Annotated in this window: 18 protein-coding genes; 8 read left to right on the top strand and 10 right to left on the bottom strand. The window is 55.3% G+C overall.

Annotated elements, in window-relative coordinates:
• Positions 1-32 precede the first annotated feature (32 nt).
• Both AC2AXP_RS18230 and AC2AXP_RS18225 read right to left on the bottom strand, forming a co-directional pair.
• The gene (locus AC2AXP_RS18230; protein WP_039992465.1) at positions 33-3,053 is read right to left on the bottom strand and encodes an autotransporter outer membrane beta-barrel domain-containing protein; all 3,021 of its coding nucleotides are present in this window, start codon (positions 3,051-3,053) and stop codon (positions 33-35) included.
• A 513-nt stretch (positions 3,054-3,566) separates the two neighbouring features.
• Positions 3,567-4,106, bottom strand: coding sequence for a TetR/AcrR family transcriptional regulator (locus tag AC2AXP_RS18225; protein WP_004956441.1), 540 nt, complete (start codon positions 4,104-4,106; stop codon positions 3,567-3,569).
• Positions 4,107-4,487: 381 nt separating this feature from the next.
• Here AC2AXP_RS18225 and AC2AXP_RS18220 point away from each other — a divergent pair, with 381 nt between their 5' ends.
• Positions 4,488-5,705, top strand: coding sequence for a Tm-1-like ATP-binding domain-containing protein (locus tag AC2AXP_RS18220; protein ID WP_004956442.1), 1,218 nt, complete (start codon positions 4,488-4,490; stop codon positions 5,703-5,705).
• Positions 5,706-5,812: 107 nt separating this feature from the next.
• On the opposite strand, the gene spy is transcribed toward AC2AXP_RS18220, so the two are convergent.
• Positions 5,813-6,301 (bottom strand): ATP-independent periplasmic protein-refolding chaperone Spy, encoded by a 489-nt coding sequence (gene spy / locus AC2AXP_RS18215; RefSeq protein WP_004956443.1) that lies wholly within the window; start codon positions 6,299-6,301, stop codon positions 5,813-5,815.
• Between the two features lie 520 nt (positions 6,302-6,821).
• On the opposite strand from spy, the gene pdeR reads away from it, so the two are divergent.
• Positions 6,822-8,816: a cyclic di-GMP phosphodiesterase gene (pdeR, locus tag AC2AXP_RS18210; RefSeq protein ID WP_198773687.1), complete on the top strand. Its 1,995-nt coding sequence runs from the start codon at positions 6,822-6,824 to the stop codon at positions 8,814-8,816.
• Between the two features lie 16 nt (positions 8,817-8,832).
• Here pdeR and AC2AXP_RS18205 read toward each other — a convergent pair whose 3' ends face one another.
• Entirely contained in the window at positions 8,833-9,699 is an 867-nt protein-coding gene (locus AC2AXP_RS18205; RefSeq protein ID WP_004956448.1) for a crotonase/enoyl-CoA hydratase family protein, read from the bottom strand.
• A 331-nt stretch (positions 9,700-10,030) separates the two neighbouring features.
• On the opposite strand from AC2AXP_RS18205, the gene yhjD reads away from it, so the two are divergent.
• From yhjD to AC2AXP_RS18190, 3 genes are all read left to right on the top strand, one after another.
• Complete coding sequence (gene yhjD / locus AC2AXP_RS18200) at positions 10,031-11,038, top strand: inner membrane protein YhjD (RefSeq protein ID WP_004956449.1); 1,008 nt, start codon at positions 10,031-10,033, stop codon at positions 11,036-11,038.
• A gap of 339 nt (positions 11,039-11,377) precedes the next feature.
• Positions 11,378-12,700: an MFS transporter gene (locus AC2AXP_RS18195; protein ID WP_484381854.1), complete on the top strand. Its 1,323-nt coding sequence runs from the start codon at positions 11,378-11,380 to the stop codon at positions 12,698-12,700.
• Between the two features lie 106 nt (positions 12,701-12,806).
• Positions 12,807-13,568 (top strand): CDP-diacylglycerol diphosphatase, encoded by a 762-nt coding sequence (locus AC2AXP_RS18190; protein ID WP_039991389.1) that lies wholly within the window; start codon positions 12,807-12,809, stop codon positions 13,566-13,568.
• Between the two features lie 6 nt (positions 13,569-13,574).
• On the opposite strand, the gene AC2AXP_RS18185 is transcribed toward AC2AXP_RS18190, so the two are convergent.
• Entirely contained in the window at positions 13,575-15,617 is a 2,043-nt protein-coding gene (locus AC2AXP_RS18185; protein WP_088499837.1) for an AsmA family protein, read from the bottom strand.
• A gap of 308 nt (positions 15,618-15,925) precedes the next feature.
• Between AC2AXP_RS18185 and kdgK the strand changes: the two genes are divergently transcribed.
• Positions 15,926-16,858 carry a 2-dehydro-3-deoxygluconokinase gene (gene kdgK, locus AC2AXP_RS18180; RefSeq protein WP_004956453.1) on the top strand — a complete coding sequence of 311 codons (933 nt, stop codon included), beginning with the start codon at positions 15,926-15,928 and terminating at the stop codon, positions 16,856-16,858.
• A 370-nt stretch (positions 16,859-17,228) separates the two neighbouring features.
• Positions 17,229-17,966 (top strand): helix-turn-helix transcriptional regulator, encoded by a 738-nt coding sequence (locus tag AC2AXP_RS18175; RefSeq protein ID WP_004956454.1) that lies wholly within the window; start codon positions 17,229-17,231, stop codon positions 17,964-17,966.
• Here the strand turns inward: AC2AXP_RS18175 and AC2AXP_RS18170 are convergent.
• Both AC2AXP_RS18170 and ilvC read right to left on the bottom strand, forming a co-directional pair.
• Positions 17,956-18,597, bottom strand: coding sequence for an acyl-homoserine-lactone synthase (locus tag AC2AXP_RS18170; protein ID WP_004956455.1), 642 nt, complete (start codon positions 18,595-18,597; stop codon positions 17,956-17,958). The genes AC2AXP_RS18175 and AC2AXP_RS18170 overlap by 11 nt on opposite strands.
• Before the next feature lie 316 nt (positions 18,598-18,913).
• Positions 18,914-20,389 carry a ketol-acid reductoisomerase gene (gene ilvC / locus AC2AXP_RS18165; RefSeq protein ID WP_004956456.1) on the bottom strand — a complete coding sequence of 492 codons (1,476 nt, stop codon included), beginning with the start codon at positions 20,387-20,389 and terminating at the stop codon, positions 18,914-18,916.
• Positions 20,390-20,558: 169 nt separating this feature from the next.
• Here ilvC and ilvY point away from each other — a divergent pair, with 169 nt between their 5' ends.
• Positions 20,559-21,440 (top strand): HTH-type transcriptional activator IlvY, encoded by an 882-nt coding sequence (gene ilvY, locus AC2AXP_RS18160; RefSeq protein ID WP_004956458.1) that lies wholly within the window; start codon positions 20,559-20,561, stop codon positions 21,438-21,440.
• Between the two features lie 60 nt (positions 21,441-21,500).
• On the opposite strand, the gene AC2AXP_RS18155 is transcribed toward ilvY, so the two are convergent.
• The 3 genes from AC2AXP_RS18155 to ilvD all read right to left on the bottom strand — a co-directional run bounded on the left by AC2AXP_RS18155 (position 21,501) and on the right by ilvD (position 25,793).
• Positions 21,501-22,202, bottom strand: a complete 702-nt coding sequence (locus AC2AXP_RS18155) for a DUF2461 domain-containing protein (RefSeq protein ID WP_004956459.1) — start codon at positions 22,200-22,202, stop codon at positions 21,501-21,503.
• Positions 22,203-22,392: 190 nt separating this feature from the next.
• Positions 22,393-23,937, bottom strand: a complete 1,545-nt coding sequence (gene ilvA / locus AC2AXP_RS18150) for a threonine ammonia-lyase, biosynthetic (RefSeq protein ID WP_004956460.1) — start codon at positions 23,935-23,937, stop codon at positions 22,393-22,395.
• A gap of 5 nt (positions 23,938-23,942) precedes the next feature.
• Positions 23,943-25,793: a dihydroxy-acid dehydratase gene (gene ilvD / locus AC2AXP_RS18145; protein WP_039991390.1), complete on the bottom strand. Its 1,851-nt coding sequence runs from the start codon at positions 25,791-25,793 to the stop codon at positions 23,943-23,945.
• Positions 25,794-25,869 lie beyond the last annotated feature (76 nt).

Genomic DNA, 25,869 nt, shown 5'->3' with positions numbered 1-25,869 from the left:
GCCAGCTCGCTGACCCCGCCCAATCATGCCAATCAGAAACGCCAGGTAAAACCGGCGTTGACGCTGTTATCCTGGTAATGATCGGACAACAAGCCCCCATAGCCCAGCGATAGCGCGGCATTGGCGCTCACCGCCACTTCCGCACTGGCCTTGATCACCGCACCGTCGCGTGATGCCGACACGCTATTGACCACGAACGGCGCATTACTGCCGTTAAACTTCAGGCCTGTATCCCGATCCAGATCGCCGTACTGATGCTGCCAACCCAGCTCACCCCGTAATGCCACCGCCGTTTCACGACCGACCTGCCACTGATGGTCGGCGCGCAGACCGAGCGTCGACACCGTTGCATCGGTGTGTTGCTTGTCGCCATGCAATGCCGCGGCGCCGCCATCCTCGCTAATGCCGTTGTTCTGGAAGTTGATGTACGCCAGGTTGGCGAACGGCTCCAGATTGACCCAACCGGTTTTCACACTGTAACCGGCTTCGACGAACAGTTGCTCGGTACGTGCGCTGTATTTGGCGGTTTCACGATCGGACTGCAAGCCGTAATTCACCGAACGAGCGGTATCGAAGCGATGCCAGGTATATGCCCCGCCGGCACGCAGCGCAAAATCACCGAACTGTTTGCCGCCGTACGCCGCCAGATGATAATTGTCGCTGTCGGCGTTCGAGCCGTAGCCACCGTCGAGAGAGGTGCGGGTATAACCGGTCGCCACCCCTAAACGCCATTCGTCGGCATAGGCGCTATCGAGCCCCAGCAATACGCCGTAGGTCGAGGCCTGATAGCCGGTGGCATTGGCATCGCCGGACGCATGATCCCATGCTCCCAACAGTTGCGCCCAGGCACCGCCGTCGTCAGCCTTGATGTCCGGCGAGCTGGCCAACCCCTCAGCCTGACGCAGGCGGCCGTTCAGCGCGTCACGCAGGTAGCGGCTGTCGTTGATCTGCGCCGCGGCAATATCGGCATGGATTTGCCCGGACAGCTGACGGAACGCCTGCCGCGCCCGATCGGTGCTGTCAGAAGACAGGATGCTTTGGTACACCGGGTTGCCCACCGCCAGGCCGTCAGCCGCCGAGGCGACCGCACGCTCGTTGGCCGTTGCCGCCACGCTGGCGAAGGTGGTGGCATTACGCGCGACGCTGGCAGTCAACCGAGTGCCCTGCGTTGCCAGATTGGCATCCAGGAACGGAGAGGTGGTGCTTGCCGAGCTAAATTGACCGCTAATCCCATCGTCGGCCTGCAAAATGGTGTAGGAACCAAGCAGATTCGCTGCCGCGGTGCCCGACAGCAGGTTCTGCTGTTCCAACAGCAGTGCAACCTCGCCGCCGTTGAGGGTGGCCGATCCGCCGCTGTGGATGCGATCGCTGCTGCCGTCGGTGGCGGTTTCGACCAGATAGCGCGAGCCGGCTTCGAAGCTAACATCATTGGTGACATTCAATGTACCAATGGAATTGCCCGGTGCCACGGTAGCGCCACGGTTGGCGGTCAGGGAACCAATGCGGCCCGAGCCGCCCAGCACACCACCGTTCTGCACCGAAACATCCGACACCACCGTGCCGTTGATCGCCAGCAGGCCCTGATTTACCAGCGTCGGGCCGGCGTAGCTGTTATTGCCAGTCAGCACCAGCGTACCAATCCCCTGCTTGGTCAAGCCGCCGTGGCCGGAGATGTCATTGCTCCACACGTCCAGGCCGCAATGCACGTCGTCACACACCCGCTCCGTCGGCTTGCCCTTATCGATAACCGCGCCAATACCCGGCAGGTCAGCAACGAACTGGCCCGAGCCGTACGCCACATCATCGCCAGCCGGCACGCGGAATTGCTGAGGAATATCGGCCGCGGTGTAGAACATTCCCGGGCCATTAATCGCTTTGCCCAGGTTGATCATCCCCCAACCATACAACGCATCAATACCCGGATCGCCCATATCGGTAGCGGTGGTTTTCAGTACCGAAGCGACCTGGGCACCGGTCATGTAGGGGAAACGTTCCATCAGCACCGCGATGCTGCCGGCCACATGCGGCGCCGCCATCGAGGTACCGCTGTATTTGGCATAACCGGTAGTGAGATTTTCCAGGCTATTGCCTTCGATTATCGAGCTGTAAACGCGGGTGCCCGGCGCCGAAACGCAGAAACTGGCGGTATAGCCGCAGCGCGAAGAAAAGGTGCTGATGCTGTAATCACCGTTGTTGGCCGGATCCTGCAAGCTGGCAACCGACAGCCAGTTCGGCGCGATATCCGGCACGAAGTACGCCAGACCGGCCATGGCGTCGGGATTATTCAGATTGTCGTCATTGCCGGCGGCAAAGATGGTGACGATGCCGCTACGGGCCGCATCGATCGCCCCCTGGTAGGCGCCGCCCTGCCTGGTGCCGAGGATTTTCCTGATCTGATCGAACTGTTTACCGGCATCATCCACCGTGAAGTGTGGGTAGGCCGGGTCCTTGCCGCCCTGCTCGAATTTTTCGGTGATGCCGATACCCCAGCTGTTGTTGATGATACGTGCGCCGCTGGCAATCAACGCATCCCAACCGGCCTGATAAACCGCGCCATCGTTGCCGAGGATAATGCCATCCTCAGGGCCGGGATCGCCGTTTTCCGCGCTGATGATCTGCGCATTGAACGCTACGCCATGCATTTCTCCGCCGTCACGGTTGCCAGCGGCAATACCGCCGACGTGGGTGCCATGCGACCCCAATTCGCCGTCGGAATCGACGCTCGGCGTTCCGTCGTAACGGAATGCATCGCCCTTTTTCACCGGAATATACGGATCGGTATATTCACGAATCCCGCTGGTCACCAAATTTATCACCTTGCCTGAGCTGGCAAACTCCGGGTGCTGGGCATACACCGGCTGGTCGAATATGCCCAGTTTTACCCCTTTGCCGGTATAGCCGGCAGCGTAGGCACTATCGGCATGAATAGCTGCCAGGCCCCATTCGGCGTTGAATTCATTGCTACGCCAGCTTGCCGCATCACCCGGCTTGCCATTTTCTACATATGACGCCGCCTGCGCCCCGCTGCCTATTACCGCCAGGCAGCAAGCCATCGCACTCAATTTCATTCGATGCTTCATCTGCGGAGCGGAGCGAGCAACGGCCGTTGTCGCGGATTTATTTCCTCTACGATTTCTGTCCATCCCAGATACCATCCATTGTTGGTTTGCAAATGTTTTATTGATTTAGTGTGTGACGATTTCGCGACACCAAATAAATAAAGCACAACAATGAAAATCTCGCCTATTGCCGACGAAGCACAATAAATATCCAGGAAAATTTCCGCGTAAAATAATAGATAACGCACGGGATAAGACATTGCAGGCGTGGATCGATTCTCAGATCGAGTTGCTGTTGATTTTCACGAATATATGAAAACGCAATCGATTGAATAATAACAATAAATTAATCCAAGAAGGCCGCAAAACCCTATTGTCTGCGGCCCATCGGAAAAAGCGGTTCCTGATACTATTATCAGTAAAAATTATAACTACATAAGCGCTTTGCTTAGTGAAATATGCTAGTTTTCGCGGCGGTTGGCGACGAAAAATGGATTATCCTGCTGGCTATTTTTTGCTGTTGCGCACGTCTTCTTCCGCCTGACGAATAATCGCTTTTGCCATCCATTGCGTGACATCCTGAATGCCATGCAAATCCAGTCCCCAAATATCCTTCAATACCAGAAAAACCTCAGAGCCATAAATCAACGAGAAGGAATGAATAACCCGCTGCAACGCCTCCGAGGGTAATTTATCTTGCAATGGCTCAACCGCAAGCTTCAGCAGACGCTTGCGGTTGCCGCGCACAAATTTTTCGCCCGGCGTCGCGTTCGCCCACTGTTGTAGCGAAAGTTGCAATGCCGCGCGTAAAGCGCCTTCGTGCCGTTCCATTTGCGGATAGGCAAAGGCCAGTAATTGCTGAATGCGTAGCAATGCGTCGTTGTCGCGTGGCTCCCATTGTAAAATCGGACCCAGGCTTTCCGCCACCACCGCGGCAATCAAGGCGCTTTGTGTCGGGAAATAGCGGTATGCGGTGGCACGGGAAACTTGCGCATGGGCGGCCAACTCGGTAATCGAGGGGAAAGCGCCGCCGTCGTAGAGTTCCATTGCGCTGGCAAGCAGCAACTTACGGGTTCTGGCCCGAGTATGCGTTAAAGATTCGTCCCGCGGCGCGGGGAAAGCGGTAAGTGGCACATCAACCTCGCACTTCTCATGCCTTCCAGCTCCGGAATCGACATGTTTATAAAACGAAACTGGCGGATCCTGGCTCCTCCAGCAGCGCAAAAGCGACTTTAAAAAACCCAAAATGAGACGGCAGTCTCACTTTTGATTAAATTAAGCTTGCATAAATGATACTACCGTCTCATTATGTATATAAATTCATCGGCTGTATCTAATTGTCTCAACACCAGGGTTCCAACTTTAATAATAAGTTATCATTAGAAACAAACAGTTCGGTCAACATCCGGACCTTTCCAGGAACAGACGATGAGAAATGCCCCAGCTTTTGTCTATATTGCTACCACAGCAGATACCAAAGGACAAGAGTTGGCGTATGTGCGTAGCTTGATTGACAACCTCGGTTTACCCACCATAACGGTCGATCTTTCTACATACAACATGCCAGCACGCTACCCGGCCGATATTTCTGCGGCCGACGTAGCCGCTTTTCACCCGCATGGTGCCGATGCCGTGTTTTGCCGCAACCGCGGCCAGGCCATTGCCGCCATGGCTATCGCTTTCGAACGCTTCATGCTGTCCCGTACCGACGTTGCCGCCCTGCTAGGCATGGGAGGTTCCGGCGGCACAGCCATGATCACTCCAGCCATGCAACAACTGCCCATCGGTCTGCCAAAGCTGATGGTGTCCAGCATGGCGGCGGGCGATGTTTCCGGTTATATCGGCGCCAGCGACATCGCAATGCTGTATTCCGTCACCGATATCGCCGGGCTGAACCGGATTTCACGTAAAGTGCTCGGCAACGCCGCGCACCAGATTGCCGGCGCAGTGCGCTTTCATACCGACGACGAAGCGGCCAGTAAACCCGCCACCGGATTGACCATGTTTGGTGTGACCACGCCATGTATTCAGGCGGTGACTAGCGCCATTGAAGCACAGTGGGACTGCCTGGTGTTTCATGCTACCGGCAGCGGCGGCGGCGCCATGGAAAAACTGATCGACAGCCTGCTGCTAAACGCAGTGCTGGATCTGACCACCACCGAAGTGTGTGATTACCTGTTCGACGGGGTACTGGCCTGTGGTGAAGACCGCTTCGGCGCAATTGCGCGTACCGGCATTCCATGCGTGATGTCCTGCGGTGCGTTGGACATGATTAATTTTGGCCATCCGAAAACCGTGCCGGCGCGCTACGCCGATCGCACCTTTTACAACCACAATACCCAGGTGACGCTAATGCGCACTACGGCGGAAGAAAATGCACATATGGGGCGCTGGATCGGCGAAAAGCTCAACGCCTGCCAGGGAGAAGTGCGTTTGGTGATCCCGGAGGGCGGAGTATCAGCACTTGATGCGCCGGGGCAACCGTTTTGGGATCCGCATGCCTTGGCCGCGTTCGTCCGTGCATTGGAACGCACCATGATACAGACGGAAAAGCGTCGGCTAATCAAAACGCCGTATCATATTAACGATCCGGCTTTTGCTCAGGTGATAATTGAGCAGTTCCACGCGATTACCGCCATATCGTAATAATGTGCCGCGGCATATAAGAAAAAAGATAAAAAGCGGTCGTGTAGACCATAAAAAAGGCCGGATAATCATCCGGCCCATGGTTATGTATTCGTTTATGACGTTAATTATTCAGCAGTAGCCATCTTCTCTTTCATTGACTTCATATGCTCCATCATTTTCTGTTCGCGTTGCTGATAATTTTCGTTGTACTGTTTTTTCTGCTCTGGCGTCAGCAGGTTATACATTTTGTTTTCCGCTTTTGCGCGTTCCAGCATGCGTTCGGACTGCGCCTTGCTGATGGTATCAATCTGCGCCTTGGCTTTGGCTTCGTCAAAGTTGTCGGATGCCACCATGTTGTGCAGTGCCTGGCGCTCTTCTTTCATGCCCTGGCCGCGCTTCTGGTGTGCCTGTTTCATAATGTCACGCATTTGCTGGCGTTGCTGTTCGGTCAGGTTCAGGCCGGCAAACGGGCCGCCCTTGCCAGGGCCATTATGGTGCATCATTTTCATTGGCGCGTTGTCGGCGGCCGGGGCGCTGGTGTCGGCGGCAAACGCCATGGAAGCAGACCCCAGGGCCAGAGTAGAAGCGACAAATAAAGCGGTCAGTTTACGCATAATATATTTCCTTAAAATTTCTTCATCAGGAGCGCTGTACTTAACAGGCTCATCGTGTCGTCGAAGATAATAATAGGCTTATAAATATAGAGAAATGCGAGGGAGTGTAAACTTTTTAAAATGCAAAAAATAATTATTAGGCAAATATGAATAAATTATGGAGGAAGCGTTTTTTTTGCGAAAAGCCAACTGCGATTCAGATAAATCTCCTATAAAAAATCTATTTCCCTTCCTGGAATAATGACAATTTATCACAGCGATTTCTTATCGTCGCGCAACATCACCACTTGGCGATAAAATTCTTCCAACACGCGGTTCTGTTTCTACACTTATAAGCATTCGCCGGGCAGGTAGCGTCGCCGGGCAAAATGAATCGTTGCATCTATAATAGTTTCATTGAATCATTATCTCACGCCAAAAAGCGTGTTATATGATGGGGATATATGCTGTAAGGCCGGACTGGCCTGAAACGGCCGCCGAGGCTTACCCCGCCGTGCCGTTGCTCTTTTGAGGACACATCATGTTTGCAGATCCGGGACCCGTGCTCCTTAACACCCTGTTTGGTACCAGCAGCCCTCACTGGCGGCTGTCTTTTGACAGCAACGCGCTGGAGCTGACCGCCGTGAAAGGCACCACGCATATTGCCGTCACCCTGACGGCCCTGCAGGCGGCAAAAATCCGTCGGCTGACCGGCGTGACCAGCAGCCTGGACATTGCCATCCAGTTATCCGGTGAACCGATCCATTTGCATCTGGTTGGCCGCCGAGTCAATAAATATGAGTGGGCCGGCACCGCTTCGGCCTATACCGATACCAAAGCCGTGGCGCGCGATCTGGTGCACGGTCTGTCGTTTGCCGAGCAGGTGGTATCGGAAGCCAATTCGGTGATTGTCATTGTCGATCAGCACGGCTACATCCAGCGCTTTAATCGCCTGAGCGAAGAATATACCGGGCTGCGCGAGCAGGACGTCATCGGCAAAAACGTCTTCAAGCTGTTTATGAGCCCGGAAGAAGCCGCCGCTTCGCGCCGTAATATTGCCGGCTTTTTCAAAAACGGCTCCTCGTACGAAGTGGAGCGCTGGATCAAAACCGTCAAAGGCGAGCGGCTGTTTCTGTTTCGCAATAAGTTCGTCCACAGCGGCAGCGGCAAGAACGAAGTCTTTTTAATCTGCTCCGGCACCGACATTACCGAAGAACGGCACGCGCAGGAACGGCTGCGGGTGCTGGCCAATACCGACATCATCACCGGGCTGCCCAACCGCAACGCCATTCAGGACAAGATTATCCAGGCGATCGAGGCACGTGCGGCAAGCAGCGTGGGGCTGGTCTATCTCGACCTCGATAATTTCAAGAAAGTGAACGATGCCTATGGTCATATGTTCGGCGACCGCCTGCTGGTTGAAGTTTCACGGGCGATCCTCGACTGCCTGAACCACGGCGAAGTGCTGGCGCGGCTGGGCGGCGACGAGTTTCTGGTGCTGGTCTATCAGGCAGACCGCGTGATGCTTCAGGAACTGGCGCAGCGTATTATCGATCGGCTGAAAACGCCGTTTCGCATTGGTTTGATTGAGGTCTATACCGGCTGTTCCATTGGCATTGCCTTGTGCCCAGAACACGGTGACGATCTTGACGGGCTGATCCGCAGCGCCGATACCGCCATGTATGTTGCCAAGGAATTGGGTAAACGGACGTTTACCGTGTTTTCCCCGGAGATGAACCAACGGGTGGCTGAATACATGTGGCTCGACACCAATTTGCGCAAGGGATTGGAGCAGAACCAACTGGTGGTGTATTACCAGCCGAAAATCGATGCCTACAGCGGCGAGGTACACAGCGTGGAAGCGCTGGTGCGTTGGGATTCTCCCGAACGCGGGCTGATCCCGCCATTACAGTTTATTTCTTATGCGGAAGAGTCCGGGTTGATTACCCCCTTAGGTCAATGGGTGTTGAAGACCGCGGCCCGTCAAGCGGCCGACTGGCAACGGCAGGGGCTGAACCTGCGGGTGGCGGTCAATCTTTCCGCCCGACAGTTAGTGGATGATTCGGTGGTAGAGGATCTGCAACAGGTGTTGCAGGAAAACCACCTGACCCACTGCCCGCTGGATTTTGAACTGACCGAAAGCAGTCTGATCGAAGATGAAAACCGCGCGCGCACCGTCATCACACGGCTGCGACAGTTGGGAGCACAGGTTCACCTGGACGATTTCGGCACCGGTTATTCGTCGCTGGCGCAGCTGGCGCGCATTCCATTGGACGCCATCAAGCTGGATAAAAGTTTTGTGCGCGGCGTCAATCTGAACCCGGTGTCGCAATCGCTGGTGCGCGCCATTGTGGCGGCAGCCGAAGCGCTGCAGTTTCGCGTCATCGCCGAAGGCGTCGAAACCGAAAGCGAAAACCACTTCCTCGACTGCGTTGGGGTCGACGAAAAGCAGGGTTTTCTATTTGCACGCCCGATGCTACCGACGCAGCTTGAAGATTGGCTGCGTCGTTACCGCCCGCATCCAGCACCCCTGTAATGCGGGCGGGTGTTGGTCAGCCGGCACGCTGCAGGGTTTGCGTATGCCGATCTTGCAGCATCACCAAACGTTCAATGTATTGCCGATCCTTTGGCTCAATGGTGAACGCCGCATGTACCCAATCTTCGGTGATATCCATCAGCTCGGAACGGGTCAGTTGCAGCACTCGCTGCCGCGCTCGCAGCATGGCGCGCATGCCGTTCAGCTTGGGACGGATGGTGTCGATAAAGGTGCGCGTTGCCAGATACCCCTCCCCCGGCTGGAACAGCCGATCGACCAGTCCGCGGCTTTCGAACCATTCCGCGGTGTGTGCGTCGCCACTCCAGATAAGCTCCTCCGCCAGCCGCATGCCGGCTTTGCGCGCCACCAGCGAATAGCCGCCCATACCGGGGAACAGATTGAAGGCAATCTCTGGGAATCCCATACGCGCATTGTTCTGCGCCAGCAAGAAATGGTGAGCCAATGCCGCTTCAAAACCGCCGCCCAGGGCGCTGCCCTCCACCATCGCGATGCTCACCGCTCCGGTATCGAAGCCGCGCGCCGCCGCGTGTACGCAGTCGATACAGGCTCGCGCGTAGGCGGTCATCGCCGCACGATTACGGGTTTTGATCGACTCGGCGAAGAAGTTCAAATCCCCGCCCACGTTGAACATATTTGGCACCAGTGAGCCGGTAACCCAAAAATCAAACTGCAGTGACGACTCTTTGGCCGCCTGCGCCAACGCCATAATGTCTTCGATTAACGCCTGATTGAAACACGGACGCGGCTCGGCGCGCAGCAACATCCACATAATGTTGCGCCCTTCTTCGTAATAGGCCGAAATCTGCGACAGATTGCCTGCCTCGGTGAACAGGCGGCAGGTGGGGTGATCGAGTAATTTCATAGAACCTTCCAATTTAACCAGTAACAACGATGAAACCGCTCCAGCCCTTACGGCTGTCGTTCGGTAGCGCAGTGGTAAACCACATGGCTACACCATCAGTAAACGCTTTCGTGGCGCTGAAAGAGAAAAATTGGCGGAAAAAATCGGCTGACTCGACGACAAGGGATCGGATTATTACCTATATGTGTGGCAGGAAAAGCCTGGGGGTTAAACAGTTAGCCGGCAAACCAGAGAAATCCCCTAATTCACCGTTGCAACGGCCAAATCGACGGGCGGTTTAGCTATAATCAGTGACAGACCGTCTTTTTATCGTTAAGGAAATCGTGACGTAATGCCTATAGGATCAGATAAAGAACCTCGTCAGCCCGACAGTGAAACGCCAGCCAAGCCGCTGATCGACCTCAAAACCGGCAATCACAGCATTGACCAGGGCATCTCCGGGTTTTCCCGTCTGGTTGAGCGCATCAAGGCCTGGCCAAGCATTGCCCACCTGCTGCGTGCCACCGAACGTTTCAACGATCGGCTTGGCAGCCAGTTTGGTGCGGCCATTACCTACTTTTCGTTTTTATCGCTGATTCCGATCCTGATGGTGTCATTTGCCGCCGTCGGCTTCGTGTTAGCCTCCAACCCGGATTTGTTGGCTGAACTGATCAACAAAATCGTCGGCAGCATCAGTGACCCGACGCTGGCCAGTACGCTGAAAAACACCGTCAATACCGCCATTCAACAACGCACTACCGTCGGGCTTACCGGGCTGGCGCTGGCGCTGTACTCCGGTATCAGCTGGATGGGCAACCTGCGTGAAGCCATCCGCGCTCAGTCACGTGACGTTTGGGAGCGTAATCCGCAGGATCAGGAAAAAATCTATTTCAAATATACCCGCGATTTTATTTCGCTGATCGGCCTGGTAGTGGCGCTGATCATTACGCTGTCGCTGACGTCGATTGCCGGCTCCGCGCAGGCTGCCATCGTCAATGCGTTGGGGTTGGGCGATATAGAATGGCTGCGCCCGGCGATGACGCTGATCGCGCTGTCGATTTCCATTTTTGCCAACTATCTGTTGTTCTTATGGATATTCTGGATGCTGCCGCGCCATAAGCCAAAGAAGAAAGCGCTGCTGCGTGGCACCTTAATGGCGGCAATCGGTTTTGAAGTGATCAAGTTCGTCATGACCATGACATTGCCACAGGTGGCCAAATCGCCCTCCGGCGCGGCATTTGGCTCGGTAATTGGCCTGATGGCGTTCTTTTACTTTTTTGCCCGCCTGACGCTGTTCTGCGCCGCCTGGATCGCCACCGCACAGTACAAAGAGGATAAGACGCTACCCTCAACACGGTAGCCGGGCCACCTGGCAACGTGAATATACCGGCCTTTCGCATCAGTCCGGTATATTGCTTCAATAGAAAGGCAAAAAACCAGCATAAAATACCAATCAGAAAGCTGTGGAACGGCTAAACCAGAATAACAAACTACCCAGTAACTTTTCTTTGCCGGTTTTTCAGCGATAAACACTGCCTGAAAGTACATCTGCCACGTTAAAATCTACAAATCACCATACTAATAAAACATTAGTCTTATTAACCGGTTATCGTACACGCTGTACAAAGTTGCGCCGTTGAAAAGGCATTTTGCTGTGTCTAAGATGGCCTTTTAGATAATCAAAATATAAGAAACAACTATGCAAGCCTCCATCGCACCAACCGTCGACGCCGATGATGCGTCCACGCCAGTCAATTCTCGGGGAAAGGTGCTGGTCGCCTCTTTGATCGGCACTGCCATCGAGTTCTTTGATTTCTATATTTACGCCACCGCGGCCGTGCTGGTGTTCCCGCATATTTTCTTCCCGCAGGGCGATCCGACCACCGCGACACTACAATCGTTGGCTACCTTTGCCGTGGCCTTCGTGGCACGCCCTATCGGTTCAGCGCTGTTCGGCCACTTCGGCGATCGCGTCGGCCGCAAGGCCACGTTGGTCGCCTCGCTGCTGACCATGGGGATTTCCACCGTGTTAATCGGCCTGTTGCCGAGTTATGAAACCATCGGCATCCTGGCGCCTATGCTGCTGGCGTTGGCGCGTTTCGGCCAGGGGCTGGGACTGGGTGGCGAATGGGGCGGCGCGGCGCTACTGGCCACCGAAAACGCCCCACCGCGCAAACGCGCGCTGTACGGTTCATTCCCGCAGCTCGGCGCACCTATCGGTTTCTTCTTTGCCAACGGCACCTTCCTGCTGCTGTCCTGGTTGCTTACCGACCAGCAGTTTATGGATTGGGGCTGGCGCGTCCCGTTCGTGCTGTCAGCGGTCTTGGTATTGATCGGTCTGTATGTGCGGGTATCCCTGCATGAAACCCCGGTGTTCGCCAAAGTGGCCAAAGCTGGCAAACAGGTAAAAATCCCGCTTGGCACCCTGTTAAGCAAACATATGAAAGTCACCATCCTCGGTACCTTCATCATGTTGGCCACCTATACGTTGTTCTACCTGATGACGGTGTATTCCATGACCTACGGCACCACCGCACAACCGCTGGGGCTGGGTTATTCGCGTGAAAGCTTCCTGTGGATGCTGATGCTGGCGGTGATCGGCTTTGGCGTGATGGTGCCAATCGCCGGGCTGCTGGCCGATGCATTCGGGCGCCGCAAGACCATGATCGTCATTACCCTGCTGATGATCGGCTTCTCCTTCCTGTTCCCGGTGATGCTTGGCTCCGGCAACCAGGTGCTGGTGATGGCGTTCCTGCTGTGCGGCCTGAGCATCATGGGGCTGACGTTTGGCCCGATGGGCGCACTGCTGCCTGAACTGTTCCCGACCGAAGTGCGCTATACCGGCGCTTCGTTTTCGTATAATGTCGCCTCGATTCTCGGCGCCTCGGTAGCGCCGTACATCGCGACCTGGCTGAACGCCAATTACGGTCTGTTTTATGTCGGCATGTATCTGGCGGCGATGGCAAGCCTAACGCTGCTGGCCCTGCTGCTGATGAAAGAAACCCGCCACAAGCCGCTGTAAACCCCGCTCGGCCCCGCCGGTGTGCGGGGCCACTCTCCCTACCGCACTGTTTTTTGTCACAAAAGCCGTTTATCCTGCCATTCTGCTCAATAACGCGAGTGTTATCATGTCGCTGCGTCGCTGGTTTTTATTACTGTTCATGCTACTGGCACTGGCCGTTGTGGCGATCTACTGGTGGCTGAAGCCTTCACACCCGGATGCTCTGTGGCGCATCGTTAGTCAGCAATGCCTGCCGAACCAGCAACAACGACACCATCCCGCCCCCTGTACGCAGGTGGATCGGGCAGCCGGTTTTGTGGTGTTAAAAGATCGCAACGGCCCGTTGCAGTACCTGCTGATGCCGACAGCGAAAATCACCGGCATCGAAAGCCCGCAGTTGCTGGCAACCACTACCCCTAACTTTTTCCAGCAAGCCTGGCAGGCACGCCGGTTTATGGCGCAGAAATATGCCAAACCGATTGATGATGCAGATATTTCTCTGGCGATTAATTCCGAATATGGCCGCACGCAGAACCAGCTGCATATTCATATTTCCTGCCTGTCACCGGCGATAAAATCCCGGCTGACACAGTTGGCTCCCGGCGTCGGCCAACGCTGGCAATCGCTGCCCGGTGGCCTGCTGAATCATGATTATCTGGCGCGTCGGGTAACGCCAGAACAGTTGGCGCAACAGGGGGCATTCCGCCTGCTGGCCAGCGGAGTCGCCGACGCCGAGCAACATATGGGCCGCTTTGGGCTGGCGATGACCGCGCTGCCCGACGGCGATTTCCTGCTGCTGGCCACCGAACGCAATCTGCTGCGCCTCAATCTGGCCTCGGCGGAGGAGATTCAGGATCACCACTGCCGGCTATTGTCCCCGGCGCCCTGAGCGCCGTTATTTTTTTCCCTTCATTTGGCGCAGTATCTGCCCGCACTGGTTTTCATCGCCCCCGTCGCTGGGCGACACCAGCGCCAGCAGCGCGGCGGCAGGTGCCACTACCACGCCGAGCGCCACCGCGGCAGCACCACGGGCAATCAACGGTCCCGGCTTCACGCCGGCATCCGGGTTCTTGAAGGTTCCGCGCACATAGAGCGGCGAGCGCAACGTCAATACGCGCATACCCTTGCTTTCCGGATTGATGGACAGATCCATACGCTCGCTGGCGAAGTTGGCATTGCCGGTAATGTTGATAATCGCGTTTTCAGTATCGAATACAAATAGCCGTGGCGCAGCAACGCCGTTACGCACCTCAACGTCGGCCGCAGCACAGTTGATGCCCACCTCGTCGTCGCCGAATATCTGCGCCACCAGATAGTTGCCGACGTTCAATCCCAGGATCTCCATCAGGCTGCGGCTGATGACGCCGTCGTTAATCAACAGCCGCAAATCGCCACTGCTGCTGCCGAGCAATGCCGCCACCGAGTTACCGCTGCCGCGTAGTTTAGCGTCCCCGTTCAGTTCTCCCAGGCTGCGCTTCATCGACTCGACGTTCGGTAACAGCTGCTTAAGCTGGAATTTGCGCGCATGCATATCCACCCGTCCCTGCATGGGTTTTTTACTGCCGTCGAGCCGTACGGTGGAATTAAGATTGCCGCCGGCAACGCCAAAGCGCAGCGGATCCATCAGCAATACGCCGTTATCCAGTTTCAAATGGGTAGACAAATCGCTGAGCGGTAAAGAATTACCATGCTCGATACGCCTGGCGGAAAAACGCACGTCGGCATCCATCACATCCCAGCTGTTGCTGTCAAAGCGCTCTACCGGCAATACTCTGTCTGACGGTTGACGCGTTTTTTCACCACGATTGGCTTTTTCAGCGTTGGTATCGGCGCCGATCAACGGTGCCAGATCGGCAAAACGCAGCTGTTTGGAAACCACCTCTCCGGTCAGTTTCGGCCGAGGTTTACTGGCGACGTAGCGTAAATCGCCATGAATATCGCTGTCGCCGATTTTGCCGGCGAAGTTCTGGTACTGATATACCGCACCGCCCTTGTCATGCAGTTTGGCCGTCAGATGGCCGTCGGTGGCGTACGGCGGCGTGTTTGGCAGCAGTACGCCGGTCAGAGGATAAAGATTACCCAGGCTGTCGCCGGAGAATTTCAACTGCACATCCAGCCCTGCCAGCTTTAACGGATCGCTCAACGTGCCGGCCACCACCACGCGGGTCGAGCCGGAACGGACGTCGGCCTGCAACGGGAACGGCAGTTGCGCATTTTGCAGCGACAGCATGCCGCCGATCTTACCGCTGCCGCTCAACGGCTCGCCGTTATATCTGCCCTGGACTTTCCAGCCAAAAACATAATCCGGCGTTACCGCTTCACCCTGCTGCTTTTTACCGGTCACTTCACTGAACGGCAGCGGCTTGCCAAGCGGATCGATCTGCGCACGGAAATCGGCCTTCAGCACGGCATCTTTATAATCAAGCTGGCCGCGATCGAACACGATATCGTGAATGTTCACCGACCAGTCGGAGGCCGCTGCCTGCGGGTCGCTGTCGCTATTCGCCAGATGGAATGTCCAGTTGTTTTCGCCATTGGCCAAGCGCTGCAATCGCGCGTTCGGTTGCTTCAACCAGATACGCGGGATCGACAGCTGCTTACCCAGCAGCGCCAGCGGCGCAATGCTGGCATCCACCCGCTGTAGCGTCACCATATGCTCGCCGGGAATCGCCGCCGGGTTGCCAAGCACAATATCTTCGGCGTGGATATGCGGCCACGGCACCCAGGCACGCCAACCGCCTTCGTCCTTGTTGCGCGTCCATGCGACGCCCAGGTCGCCGCGAATGGCAAACGGCCGTTGTAGTTCGGCAGAGACCTTCTCATTGATGGCGGGCTTAAGGCGGTTCCAGTCGAACGTGGCGATCAGCACGACCAAAGCTACCGCCACCACCATCACTACCCCGCCCAGCCAACTAAAAACTTTTCCTGTTTTGCTCATAACGGATTCCTGAACGCACTCGTCAATCGTTGGATTTGCCTGGCAGAATTGATTAATAACTCTTATCAAGCCTAGTTGATGACCAGTAAGAATTCACGCTGAAGGCGGCGGATGTAACATCGCCAACCGCCGATCGCGCGAATATGTTGGCCGCCGGTTTTAGCAGAAAAAAGAGATCGCGGGACATTTTACGACCACGATCAAAATAAACTAAAACACTGTTTTATTTGTATTGACTCACTGCCGCGTTGCCATGAGACTGAGGATATTGCTCAGTAACCAGACGTGTTTTTAACGCAGGGAATCCCATGAATCACAAAAATCTTGCCGTGATCGGTGAATGCATGATCGAACTGTCGCAGAAGGGCGACGATCTCAGCCGTGGTTTTGGCGGCGATACGTTGAATACCGCGGTCTATGTCGCCCGTCAGGTCGCGCAGCAGGCGCTGAATGTGCATTATGTCACCGCTCTGGGTAACGACAGCTTTAGCGACGAAATGCTGCGCACCTGGCAGCAGGAAAGGATCGGGACTTCACTTATCCAGCGCATGGACAACAAACTGCCGGGGCTTTACGTGATTGAAACCGATGAGACCGGCGAGCGCACCTTCTACTATTGGCGCAACGATGCCGCCGCACGCTACTGGCTGGAAGGCCCGCAGGCGGACAGTATTGTGTCGCAACTGGCGCGGTTTGATTATCTCTATCTCAGCGGCATCAGCGTGGCGATCCTCAATGCAGGCAGCCGGGCAAAACTGCTGACGTTGCTGCGCCAATGCCGCAGCAACGGCGGCAAGGTGATTTTCGACAATAACTATCGCCCGCGCCTATGGCAAAACAAGGAAGAAACCCGGCAGGCGTACCGCGATGTGCTATCTTGCACCGATATTGCATTCCTGACGCTGGATGACGAGGATTTATTGTGGGGGCAGCAGCCGGTAGAACAGGTGGTGAGCCGCACCCGTGGCTTCGGCGTACAGGAAATCGTAATTAAACGCGGCCCAGAGTCGTGCCTGGTATTCAGCGCTGAAGGCGGCGAATACGACGTGCCGGCGGTGAAACTGGCCAAAGAGAAAGTGGTGGATACCACCGCCGCCGGAGACTCCTTCAGCGCCGGTTACCTCGCAGTGCGGCTGAACGGCGGCAGCGCACAACAGGCAGCACAGCGCGGACATCTGACAGCCAGTACGGTGATTCAGTATCGTGGGGCCATTATTCCGCTGGCGGCCATGCCAGCGTGATGCCAAACCGCGCATCAAGGCGATCGGCGGCCTTCTGAGGGGGCGCCGTAGCCATACTGCGACTGCGGGTCGGGGAGGATCGTTCGCCAAAGCACAGCCGTCTCCCTCACCATTAATTGTGCAAAATAGCATGAGAGAGATTGACTGTATCGTTTGATAGCGAAGATAATACTGCTAGATAAATTTTCCCTGGTGTTAGCCAATTGGCAACCTGATCTAAAAGGTCAGGTTTTTTTTCGAATCTTTATACTTTCATTTTATGAACGCAGTATATGTTTTCTTCATTCCGTCGGGTAGTTAGACTTAGGTCTAGGTTTGGGCTATACTTTTGTTAGTACAGGGACGTTATAGTTTCACTTGAGGTAATTAGATGGCTATTTTATTTTCCAATAATGACATCATCAATGACACGATAAAAAGTTATCTCGATCGCAAGCTGAAAATGTACGGTGATATAAAATATTCCTATCTGATTCTTAATAAGAAAAACCCCGCCGAGATAAATATAATTTCTAATTACCCTGATGAGTGGGTGAATATTTATAAAGAAAATAACTATCAGCACATTGATCCCGTGGTGATTATCGCGTTCAATAAAATAGCGCCATTCTCATGGGATGAGAACCTTGCTATCAATTCCAGTTTAAAACTTTCAAAAATATTCAACCTATCCAGGAAATATAATATTATTAACGGCTTTACCTTTGTCCTGCACGATCCTAATAATAATCTGGCCATGTTATCCATCATGTTGGATGAAGAAAAAAGCAACGAGATAGAAGAAAATATCGAAAGTAACAAAGAAAAACTGCAAATGCTGTTAATTTCCGCCCATGACAAGCTCATCTCTCTATACCGAGAGATGAGCCAGAATAAAGATGAGAAGATATATAACGATAAAGAAATATTCTCACATCGTGAGAATGAAATTCTTTATTGGGCCAGCATGGGGAAAACTTACCAGGAAATCGCACTTATACTGGGTATAAAAACTGGCACTGTAAAATTTCATATTGGCAACGTAGTCAAAAAACTCGGCGTATTGAATGCCAAGCACGCGATAAGACTCGGCATTGAGCTGCAGCTCATCAAACCGGTCATTCAGTGAAAGCCAACGATAACGGCCAATGTGTCAAGTTATTCTCGGCAAGGCTCTCATGCTGCTTTATTCGGTTAATCAGTTCCGCCTGGTTTTGGCTGTCGGTCGGTAGAAACAGCAGATAGATGGGCTTTTCCTTTTCTGACAGCCCTTGCTCAACCACAGAAATCCCCCAACCAGAACGTTTTAATATTGTCAGCATCGGATGACTGACGATGGTGAATATGCCTTCATAACCCGCATTGATTGAATAGTTAATCATGGCAAGAAACAGAATGGAACTGATAGGGAATCGACTATCAAACATCGATTTGACCCTTTTTTTATCCACAAAGAACCGGCTGGACTCCAGATAATTCCCTACTGGAATGTCGATCTTGTCAAAATAGCTGAAAAAGGTGCCGGTTATCATATTAGGATATTTCGTTTCTATAAATCTTACACTACAGATCACCGAACCATTATTGACGCCTAATAGATAGTTGGTGTTATTATTATCATAATCGTCAAATTCCATACCATTATTGCAATTTACCGCCCAATCGAGACGATCTTTGAAGGTTTCTTTGCGCAGTGTAAATAATTCTTCCGATACGTCATTGGCCAACAAACTATAATTTACATCAAATATCTCTAACATATTCCCTCCGTTAACGGCATGTTTGCATGTCAAATACAACCACACAACAATTTTTCTTATATCCAGCGGCGTTAGTCGACTTCATTATATAATTTGACGTTTATGTTAGCTATTGTACAGGCACTTCGTATTGTAGGAGCACTGCACAACCAAAGCCGCAGCTGATTCGTCCGCAAGGGGGTTGATATTACATGATGCACATGGAAGGAAGAAGACAAGACGCGCATTGGCGCTATAAATGACAAAAGCCGGCAAATGCCGGCTTAAGATGTTTTTAGCCGGGCGTCAAACCACGCCCGGATGCTTCGGCTAGCAATTAGCCGGCCACGGCGATGCGCTTCATATCGGTCATGTAACCACGCAGTTTACGGCCCACCGATTCGATCGGATGGTTGCGAACCGCTTCGTTAACATCGCGCAGTTGCGCGTTGTCGACGCTGGTGCCGGCCACTGACTGGCCCAGATCGCCTGCCTGCAGGGTGTTCATAAAATCTTTCAGCAACGGTACCGCCGCGTAGGAGAACAGGTAGTTGCCATACTCTGCAGTATCGGAGATCACCACGTTCATTTCATACAGACGCTTGCGCGCAATGGTGTTGGCAATCAGCGGCAGCTCGTGCAGGGATTCATAGTACGCGGATTCTTCGATGATCCCGGAATCAACCATGGTTTCGAACGCCAGTTCAACGCCGGCTTTCACCATGGCCACCATCAGTACGCCGTTATCAAAGTATTCCTGCTCGCTGATTTTGCCTTCGAACTGCGGGGCGTTTTCGAATGCGGTTTTACCGGTCTCTTCACGCCAGGTCAGCAGTTTCACATCGTCTTCCGCCCAGTCCGCCATCATGCCGCTGGAGAATGCGCCAGAAATGATGTCGTCCATATGTTTTTGGAACAGCGGCGCCATGATCGCTTTCAGTTGCTCGGACAACGCATAGGCACGCAGTTTCGCCGGGTTGGACAGACGATCCATCATCAGGGTGATACCGCCCTGCTTCAGCGCTTCGGTAATGGTTTCCCAGCCGAACTGGATCAGTTTTTCGGCATAGGCCGGATCGCGACCTTCGGCCACCAGTTTGTCGAAGCACAGCAGCGAACCCGCCTGCAACATGCCGCACAGGATGGTCTGCTCGCCCATCAGGTCAGATTTCACTTCGGCAACGAAGGATGACTCCAGTACGCCAGCACGGTGGCCACCGGTAGCCGCAGCCCAAGCCTTGGCGATGGCCATGCCTTCACCTTTTGGATCGTTTTCCGGGTGAACGGCGATCAGCGTCGGTACGCCAAAGCCGCGTTTGTACTCTTCACGTACTTCGGTGCCCGGGCACTTCGGCGCCACCATTACCACGGTGATGTCTTTACGTACCTGCTCGCCGACTTCAACGATATTGAAGCCGTGAGAATAGCCCAGTGCCGCGCCGTCTTTCATCAACGGCTGCACCGCGCGCACCACCGCAGAGTGCTGTTTGTCCGGCGTCAGGTTAACCACCAGATCGGCCTGCGGGATCAGCTCTTCGTAAGTCCCAACCTTGAAGCCGTTTTCGCTCGCCTTACGCCAGGAAGCGCGTTTTTCTTCAATCGCTTCCTTACGCAGGGCATAGGCAACGTCCAGACCCGAATCACGCATGTTCAGGCCCTGGTTCAGCCCCTGGGCACCACAGCCGACGATCACCACTTTTTTCCCTTTCAGGTAGCCGGCTTCGTCAGCAAATTCGTCGCGCGCCATAAAACGGCATTTACCCAATTGCGCCAACTGCTGACGCAGGTTCAAGGTGTTGAAATAGTTAGCCATGGTGGTACTCCAGTTAGATGTTGTGTCTTGCATGTTATTTTCATTCCCCGCCCTGTCTGTGCGGAGATTCGTTAAACTCAATGTATAACAGGATCTGCGTTGCTCAAATTGATATATTAACAATGTCATATTGCAATTTATGCAACGTAATCACCGCGAGCGTACAACTATGGATTTACGTGATTTAAAGCTGTTTCTGCACCTGGCAGAAGGCCGTCATTTCGGTCGTACCGCCAAGGCGATGCACGTCAGCCCGTCCACGCTTTCGCGCCAGATACAGCGGCTGGAAGACGAACTGGGGCAGCCGCTGTTCCTGCGTGACAACCGCACCGTGCAGTTGACCGACGCCGGGGAACAGCTGAAAGTTTTTGCCCAGCAAACGCTGTTGCAATACCAGCAGCTGAAACATGCACTCGGCCAGCACGGCCCTTCGTTGAGCGGCGAGCTGCGGCTGTTCTGTTCGGTGACCGCGGCTTACAGCCACCTGCCGCCGATTCTGGATCGCTTCCGCGCGCAGCATCCGCTGGTCGAAATCAAACTGACCACCGGCGATGCCGCCGATGCGGTCGACAAAATTCAGTCGAACGAGGCCGATCTTGGCATCGCTGGCCGGCCGGAAAGTTTGCCCAACAGCGTGGAATTCACCAAAATCGGCGAAATTCCTCTGGTGCTGATCGCGCCGGCGTTGCCGTGCGCGGTGCGTGCCCAGGTATTTGCCGAACAGCCGGACTGGGCCAATATTCCGTTTATCCTGCCGGAGCACGGGCCTTCGCGTAAACGCATCGAGCTGTGGTTCCGCCGTCAGCGCCTGAGCAACCCGCTGATATACGCCACCGTCGGCGGCCATGAGGCCATCGTTTCCATGGTGGCGCTGGGTTGCGGCATCGCCCTGATCCCGAGCGTGGTTGTGGATAACAGCCCGGAGCCAGTGCGCAACCGCATCTCGCAGCTGGACAATATTTCGATGGTCGAGCCGTTCGAACTGGGCGTTTGCGTGCAGAAAAAGCGCCTCAGCGATCCGTTGATCGACGCGTTTTGGCGGCTGCTGTAAACGGTTAAAATTTACCGCCGCTCCTGACCCCGCCAGACGGCGGGCCAGTCAAAAACGCATTTATAGGTCCGCCGGATCGACCTGTTTCATCGCCTCCACCTTCATCAGCCACTGGTAGAGCGGTTCGAGTTGTTGAAACGCGTCGGTCAGCAGCGGCACCATATTGGCGCTGAACAGTTTTTCGACCTGATTATCGCTGACCATCACGGCAAAGGACTTACGGTGATACCAGGTCGAGATTTCCGCCGCCAGATCCTTCACCAGCAACCGTTTATAGCGCTCGCCCACCAGTTCAAACGGCGGTTGGCAGCAGGCTGCCACCTCAAGAAACTGTTGCGGTTGGCGCCGTAGCGTATGGCGGAACAGATCCATGGTTTGCTTGTTGGCGCTGTAATAGCCCAGGCCGTAACGCAGCAGATCGGGCCCAATTTCGAAGAAATATACCGGCGCGTCTTTCCAGTCTTTGCTTGGCCGCTTGAACGTCAGCCACATCCGGCTGCGATAGCGTGATTTGTCATGGGAAAACCGGGTATCGCGATGAATGCGCGACAGCGTTTTACCGATCGCCGGGCGGATTTCGAACTGCGGATCAATCATCAGCATTGCAGGAGCCAGGTCGTTCACCAGCGTGCGAAACGGCGTCAGCAACTCCCGTTCATAGACATCGCGCTGTGCCTCAAACCAGTCTTTGTCGTTTTCAACCCGCACCTGTTGCAGGAAATTCAGCCCCTGCTGACTAAAACCGTTGAACCGCTGCGCCATATCTCTCCCCACCGTTTTCCGTTATCCGCCATTTGCCAGCGCCGCCAGTAACATGATCTCCAGCATGAAGTGGTAATTCATCATGCACCCCTAAACGCCATCAGTGTTGGCAGTATAGAAATGCACGACAAAATCACAATAACGCCCCCCATCAACAGGCTTATGCGTCACGGTTACTGATCACGCCGACTTAGCCCTGCAAAAAGAAGCGAAATGCCGGGTTAGTGGTTTCATCATGACAATCGTAGCCCAGCGCCGCCAGGTGCTGTTCAAACTCCGGTTCGGTTTGCGACAGTTCAAAGCCCGCCAGCACGCGACCGAAATCAGTGCCATGGCTGCGATAATGGAACAGCGAGATATTCCAGTGGGTGCCCAGGGTATGAAGAAACTTCAGTAGCGCGCCCGGCGACTCCGGAAACTCGAAGCTGTACAGACGCTCGCGCAACGGCTTGGAGGGGCGCCCACCCACCATATAGCGCACGTGCAGCTTGGCCATTTCGTCGTCGGACAGATCCACCACCTGATAGCCACCGACCGCCAGTTCGCTGATGATTTCCTGGCGTTCCGCATGGCCGCGCGTCAAACGCACGCCAACGAAAATGCAGGCGTTATCAGCATCGGCATAGCGATAGTTGAACTCGGTCACCGCCCGGCCACCCAGCAGTTGGCAAAACTTGAGGAAGCTGCCCTTCTGCTCAGGGATAGTGACCGCCAACAGCGCTTCACGCTGCTCGCCCAGTTCGCAGCGTTCAGAGACGTAACGCAAACCGTGGAAGTTGAGATTGGCGCCGGACAGCACATGGGCCAGCCGTTCGCCCTGGATGTCATGCTGCTGCACATACTTCTTCAAGCCGGCCAATGCCAGGGCGCCCGAAGGCTCGGCGATGGCGCGTACGTCCTCGAACAGATCCTTCACTGCCGCGCAGATGGCATCGCTGTCAACGGTGATGACATCGTCGAGATATTCGCGGCACAGCCGAAAGGTTTCATTGCCGATGCGTTTCACCGCCACGCCTTCGGCAAACAGCCCAACGCGTGGCAGATCGACCGGCTGCCCGGCGTCCAATGCCGCACGCAGGCAGGCGGAGTCTTCGGCTTCGACGCCAATCACCTTGATCTGCGGCATCAGCTGCTTGATCAACACCGCCACGCCAGCCGCCAGCCCACCGCCACCGACCGGCACGAACACGCGATCCAGGTGCGCGTCCTGCTGGAGCAATTCCATTGCCAGCGTTCCCTGACCGGCAATCACCGCCGGATGATCGAACGGTGGCACAAACGTCATGCCCTGCTGCTCGGAAAGTTCGATCGCCTTGGCTTTGGCTTCGTCAAAATTGGCGCCATGCAATAGCACTTCGCCGCCGAAACCGCGCACCGCGTCCACTTTGATATCGGCAGTCGACACCGGCATCACAATCAGCGTCTTGATGCCAAGGCGGCTGCCGGAAAGCGCCACGCCCTGCGCATGGTTGCCGGCCGACGCTGTCACCACGCCGCGCGCCTTTTGTTCTTCATCCAGCCCGGCGATCATCGCATAGGCTCCACGCAGCTTGAAGCTGTGCACCGGCTGCCGATCTTCGCGCTTGACCAGCACGGTATTACCGAGGCGCGCGGAGATTTTATCCATCGCCTGCAACGGGGTGACTTGCGCCACCTCGTAAACCGGCGAACGGAGCACCGCGCGCAAATATTCGGCGCCGCAGGGGGCGTCGGGTAGGGGTTGTGATACCGCCATGGTGCTTAGCCTCCCAGCTTGCTCTTGTCGCGAACCGCACCCTTGTCGGCGCTGGTCGCCAGCGTCGCGTAAGCACGCAGTGCATAAGACACCTGGCGCTCACGGGATTTTGGCGTCCAGGCCGCATCACCACGTGCCAGTTCGGCTTCACGGCGGGCCGCCAGTTCGCGATCCGCCACATCCAGCACGATGCCACGGTTTGGAATGTCGATATCAATCATGTCGCCGTCCTGCACCAGCCCAATGATGCCGCCGCTTGCCGCTTCCGGCGACGCATGGCCGATAGACAGACCGGAAGTACCGCCGGAAAAACGCCCGTCGGTGATCAGCGCGCAGGACTTGCCCAGCCCCATGGACTTCAGATACGTGGTCGGATACAGCATTTCCTGCATCCCCGGCCCCCCCTTCGGCCCTTCATAGCGGATCACCACTACGTCGCCCGCCACCACGTTGCCGCCAAGGATCGCGTCCACCGCATCTTCCTGGCTTTCATACACTTTGGCCGGGCCGCGGAAGGTCAGGCTGTCCTTATCCACGCCAGCGGTTTTCACGATGCAGCCATCTTCGGCCAGATTGCCGTACAGCACCGCCAACCCGCCGTCCTGGCTATAGGCGTGCTCGCGGGTACGAATGCAGCCTTCCTGGCGGTCGGTGTCCAGCGAGTCCCAACGGCAGTCCTGCGAAAATGCCTGGGTGGTGCGGATACCCGCCGGGCCAGCCGAGTACATTTTCTTCACGCTTTCGTCGCTGGTCAGCATGACATCATAGGCATCCAGCGTTTGCGGCAGGTTAAGACCCAACACGTTGCTGACGTCGCGGTTCAGCAGTTCGGCGCGATCCAGCTCGCCCAGAATGCCGATCACCCCGCCGGCGCGGTGAACGTCTTCCATATGGTATTTTTGCGTGCTCGGTGCCACTTTGCACAGATGCGGTACCTTGCGAGACAGGCGATCGATGTCCGCCATGGTGAAATCGATTTCGCCTTCCTGCGCCGCCGCCAGCAGGTGCAGCACGGTATTGGTCGAGCCGCCCATGGCAATATCCAGCGTCATGGCGTTTTCGAACGCCGCCTTGTTGGCGATGTTACGCGGCAGGGCGGTTTCGTCATCTTGCTGATAATAACGTTTGGTCAGTTCGACGATGCGTTTGCCGGCGTTGAGGAACAGGTCTTTACGATCGGCGTGGGTCGCCAGCAGCGAGCCGTTACCGGGCTGCGACAGCCCCAGAGCCTCGGTCAGACAGTTCATCGAGTTGGCGGTGAACATGCCGGAACAGGAACCACAGGTTGGACAGGCAGAACGTTCAATCTGCTCACTGTCGGCATCGCTGACATTCGGGTTGGCCCCCTGAATCATCGCATCGATCAGATCCAGCTTGATGATCTTGTCTGACAGCTTGGTTTTACCGGCTTCCATCGGGCCGCCGGACACGAAAATCACCGGAATATTCAGGCGCAGCGACGCCATCAGCATCCCCGGGGTGATTTTGTCGCAGTTAGAAATGCACACCATCGCATCCGCGCAGTGCGCATTGACCATGTATTCCACCGAATCGGCAATCAGTTCGCGCGAAGGCAGCGAATAAAGCATGCCGCCGTGGCCCATGGCAATGCCGTCATCCACCGCAATGGTGTTGAACTCTTTCGCCACGCCGCCGGACGCTTCGATCTGTTCGGCAACCAGCTTGCCCAGATCGCGCAAATGCACGTGGCCTGGCACGAACTGGGTGAAGGAGTTGACCACCGCAATGATCGGCTTGCCGAAATCGGCGTCGGTCATGCCGGTCGCGCGCCATAATGCGCGGGCGCCCGCCATATTGCGGCCGTGGGTGGTGGTGGCTGAACGTAACTTAGGCATGCTCTTTTCACTCCAATATAGGCTGTTTTGTCCGAGCGGCGAACGAACCGCGCGGACATGATGTCTGTCTGTCTAT

The organism is Serratia sp. Sp408, from assembly GCF_057180665.1.
This window is presented reverse-complemented; position numbering and strand designations above follow the sequence as displayed.

Coding starts and splice junctions, on each gene's coding strand:
- AC2AXP_RS18230 (WP_039992465.1), bottom strand. CDS start 3,053: ATGGCTTGCTGCCTGGCGGTAATAGGCAGCGGGGCGCAGGCGGCGTCA.
- AC2AXP_RS18225 (WP_004956441.1), bottom strand. CDS start 4,106: ATGGAACTCTACGACGGCGGCGCTTTCCCCTCGATTACCGAGTTGGCC.
- AC2AXP_RS18220 (WP_004956442.1), top strand. CDS start 4,488: ATGAGAAATGCCCCAGCTTTTGTCTATATTGCTACCACAGCAGATACC.
- spy (WP_004956443.1), bottom strand. CDS start 6,301: ATGCGTAAACTGACCGCTTTATTTGTCGCTTCTACTCTGGCCCTGGGG.
- pdeR (WP_198773687.1), top strand. CDS start 6,822: ATGTTTGCAGATCCGGGACCCGTGCTCCTTAACACCCTGTTTGGTACC.
- AC2AXP_RS18205 (WP_004956448.1), bottom strand. CDS start 9,699: ATGAAATTACTCGATCACCCCACCTGCCGCCTGTTCACCGAGGCAGGC.
- yhjD (WP_004956449.1), top strand. CDS start 10,031: ATGCCTATAGGATCAGATAAAGAACCTCGTCAGCCCGACAGTGAAACG.
- AC2AXP_RS18195 (WP_484381854.1), top strand. CDS start 11,378: ATGCAAGCCTCCATCGCACCAACCGTCGACGCCGATGATGCGTCCACG.
- AC2AXP_RS18190 (WP_039991389.1), top strand. CDS start 12,807: ATGTCGCTGCGTCGCTGGTTTTTATTACTGTTCATGCTACTGGCACTG.
- AC2AXP_RS18185 (WP_088499837.1), bottom strand. CDS start 15,617: ATGAGCAAAACAGGAAAAGTTTTTAGTTGGCTGGGCGGGGTAGTGATG.
- kdgK (WP_004956453.1), top strand. CDS start 15,926: ATGAATCACAAAAATCTTGCCGTGATCGGTGAATGCATGATCGAACTG.
- AC2AXP_RS18175 (WP_004956454.1), top strand. CDS start 17,229: ATGGCTATTTTATTTTCCAATAATGACATCATCAATGACACGATAAAA.
- AC2AXP_RS18170 (WP_004956455.1), bottom strand. CDS start 18,597: ATGTTAGAGATATTTGATGTAAATTATAGTTTGTTGGCCAATGACGTA.
- ilvC (WP_004956456.1), bottom strand. CDS start 20,389: ATGGCTAACTATTTCAACACCTTGAACCTGCGTCAGCAGTTGGCGCAA.
- ilvY (WP_004956458.1), top strand. CDS start 20,559: ATGGATTTACGTGATTTAAAGCTGTTTCTGCACCTGGCAGAAGGCCGT.
- AC2AXP_RS18155 (WP_004956459.1), bottom strand. CDS start 22,202: ATGGCGCAGCGGTTCAACGGTTTTAGTCAGCAGGGGCTGAATTTCCTG.
- ilvA (WP_004956460.1), bottom strand. CDS start 23,937: ATGGCGGTATCACAACCCCTACCCGACGCCCCCTGCGGCGCCGAATAT.
- ilvD (WP_039991390.1), bottom strand. CDS start 25,793: ATGCCTAAGTTACGTTCAGCCACCACCACCCACGGCCGCAATATGGCG.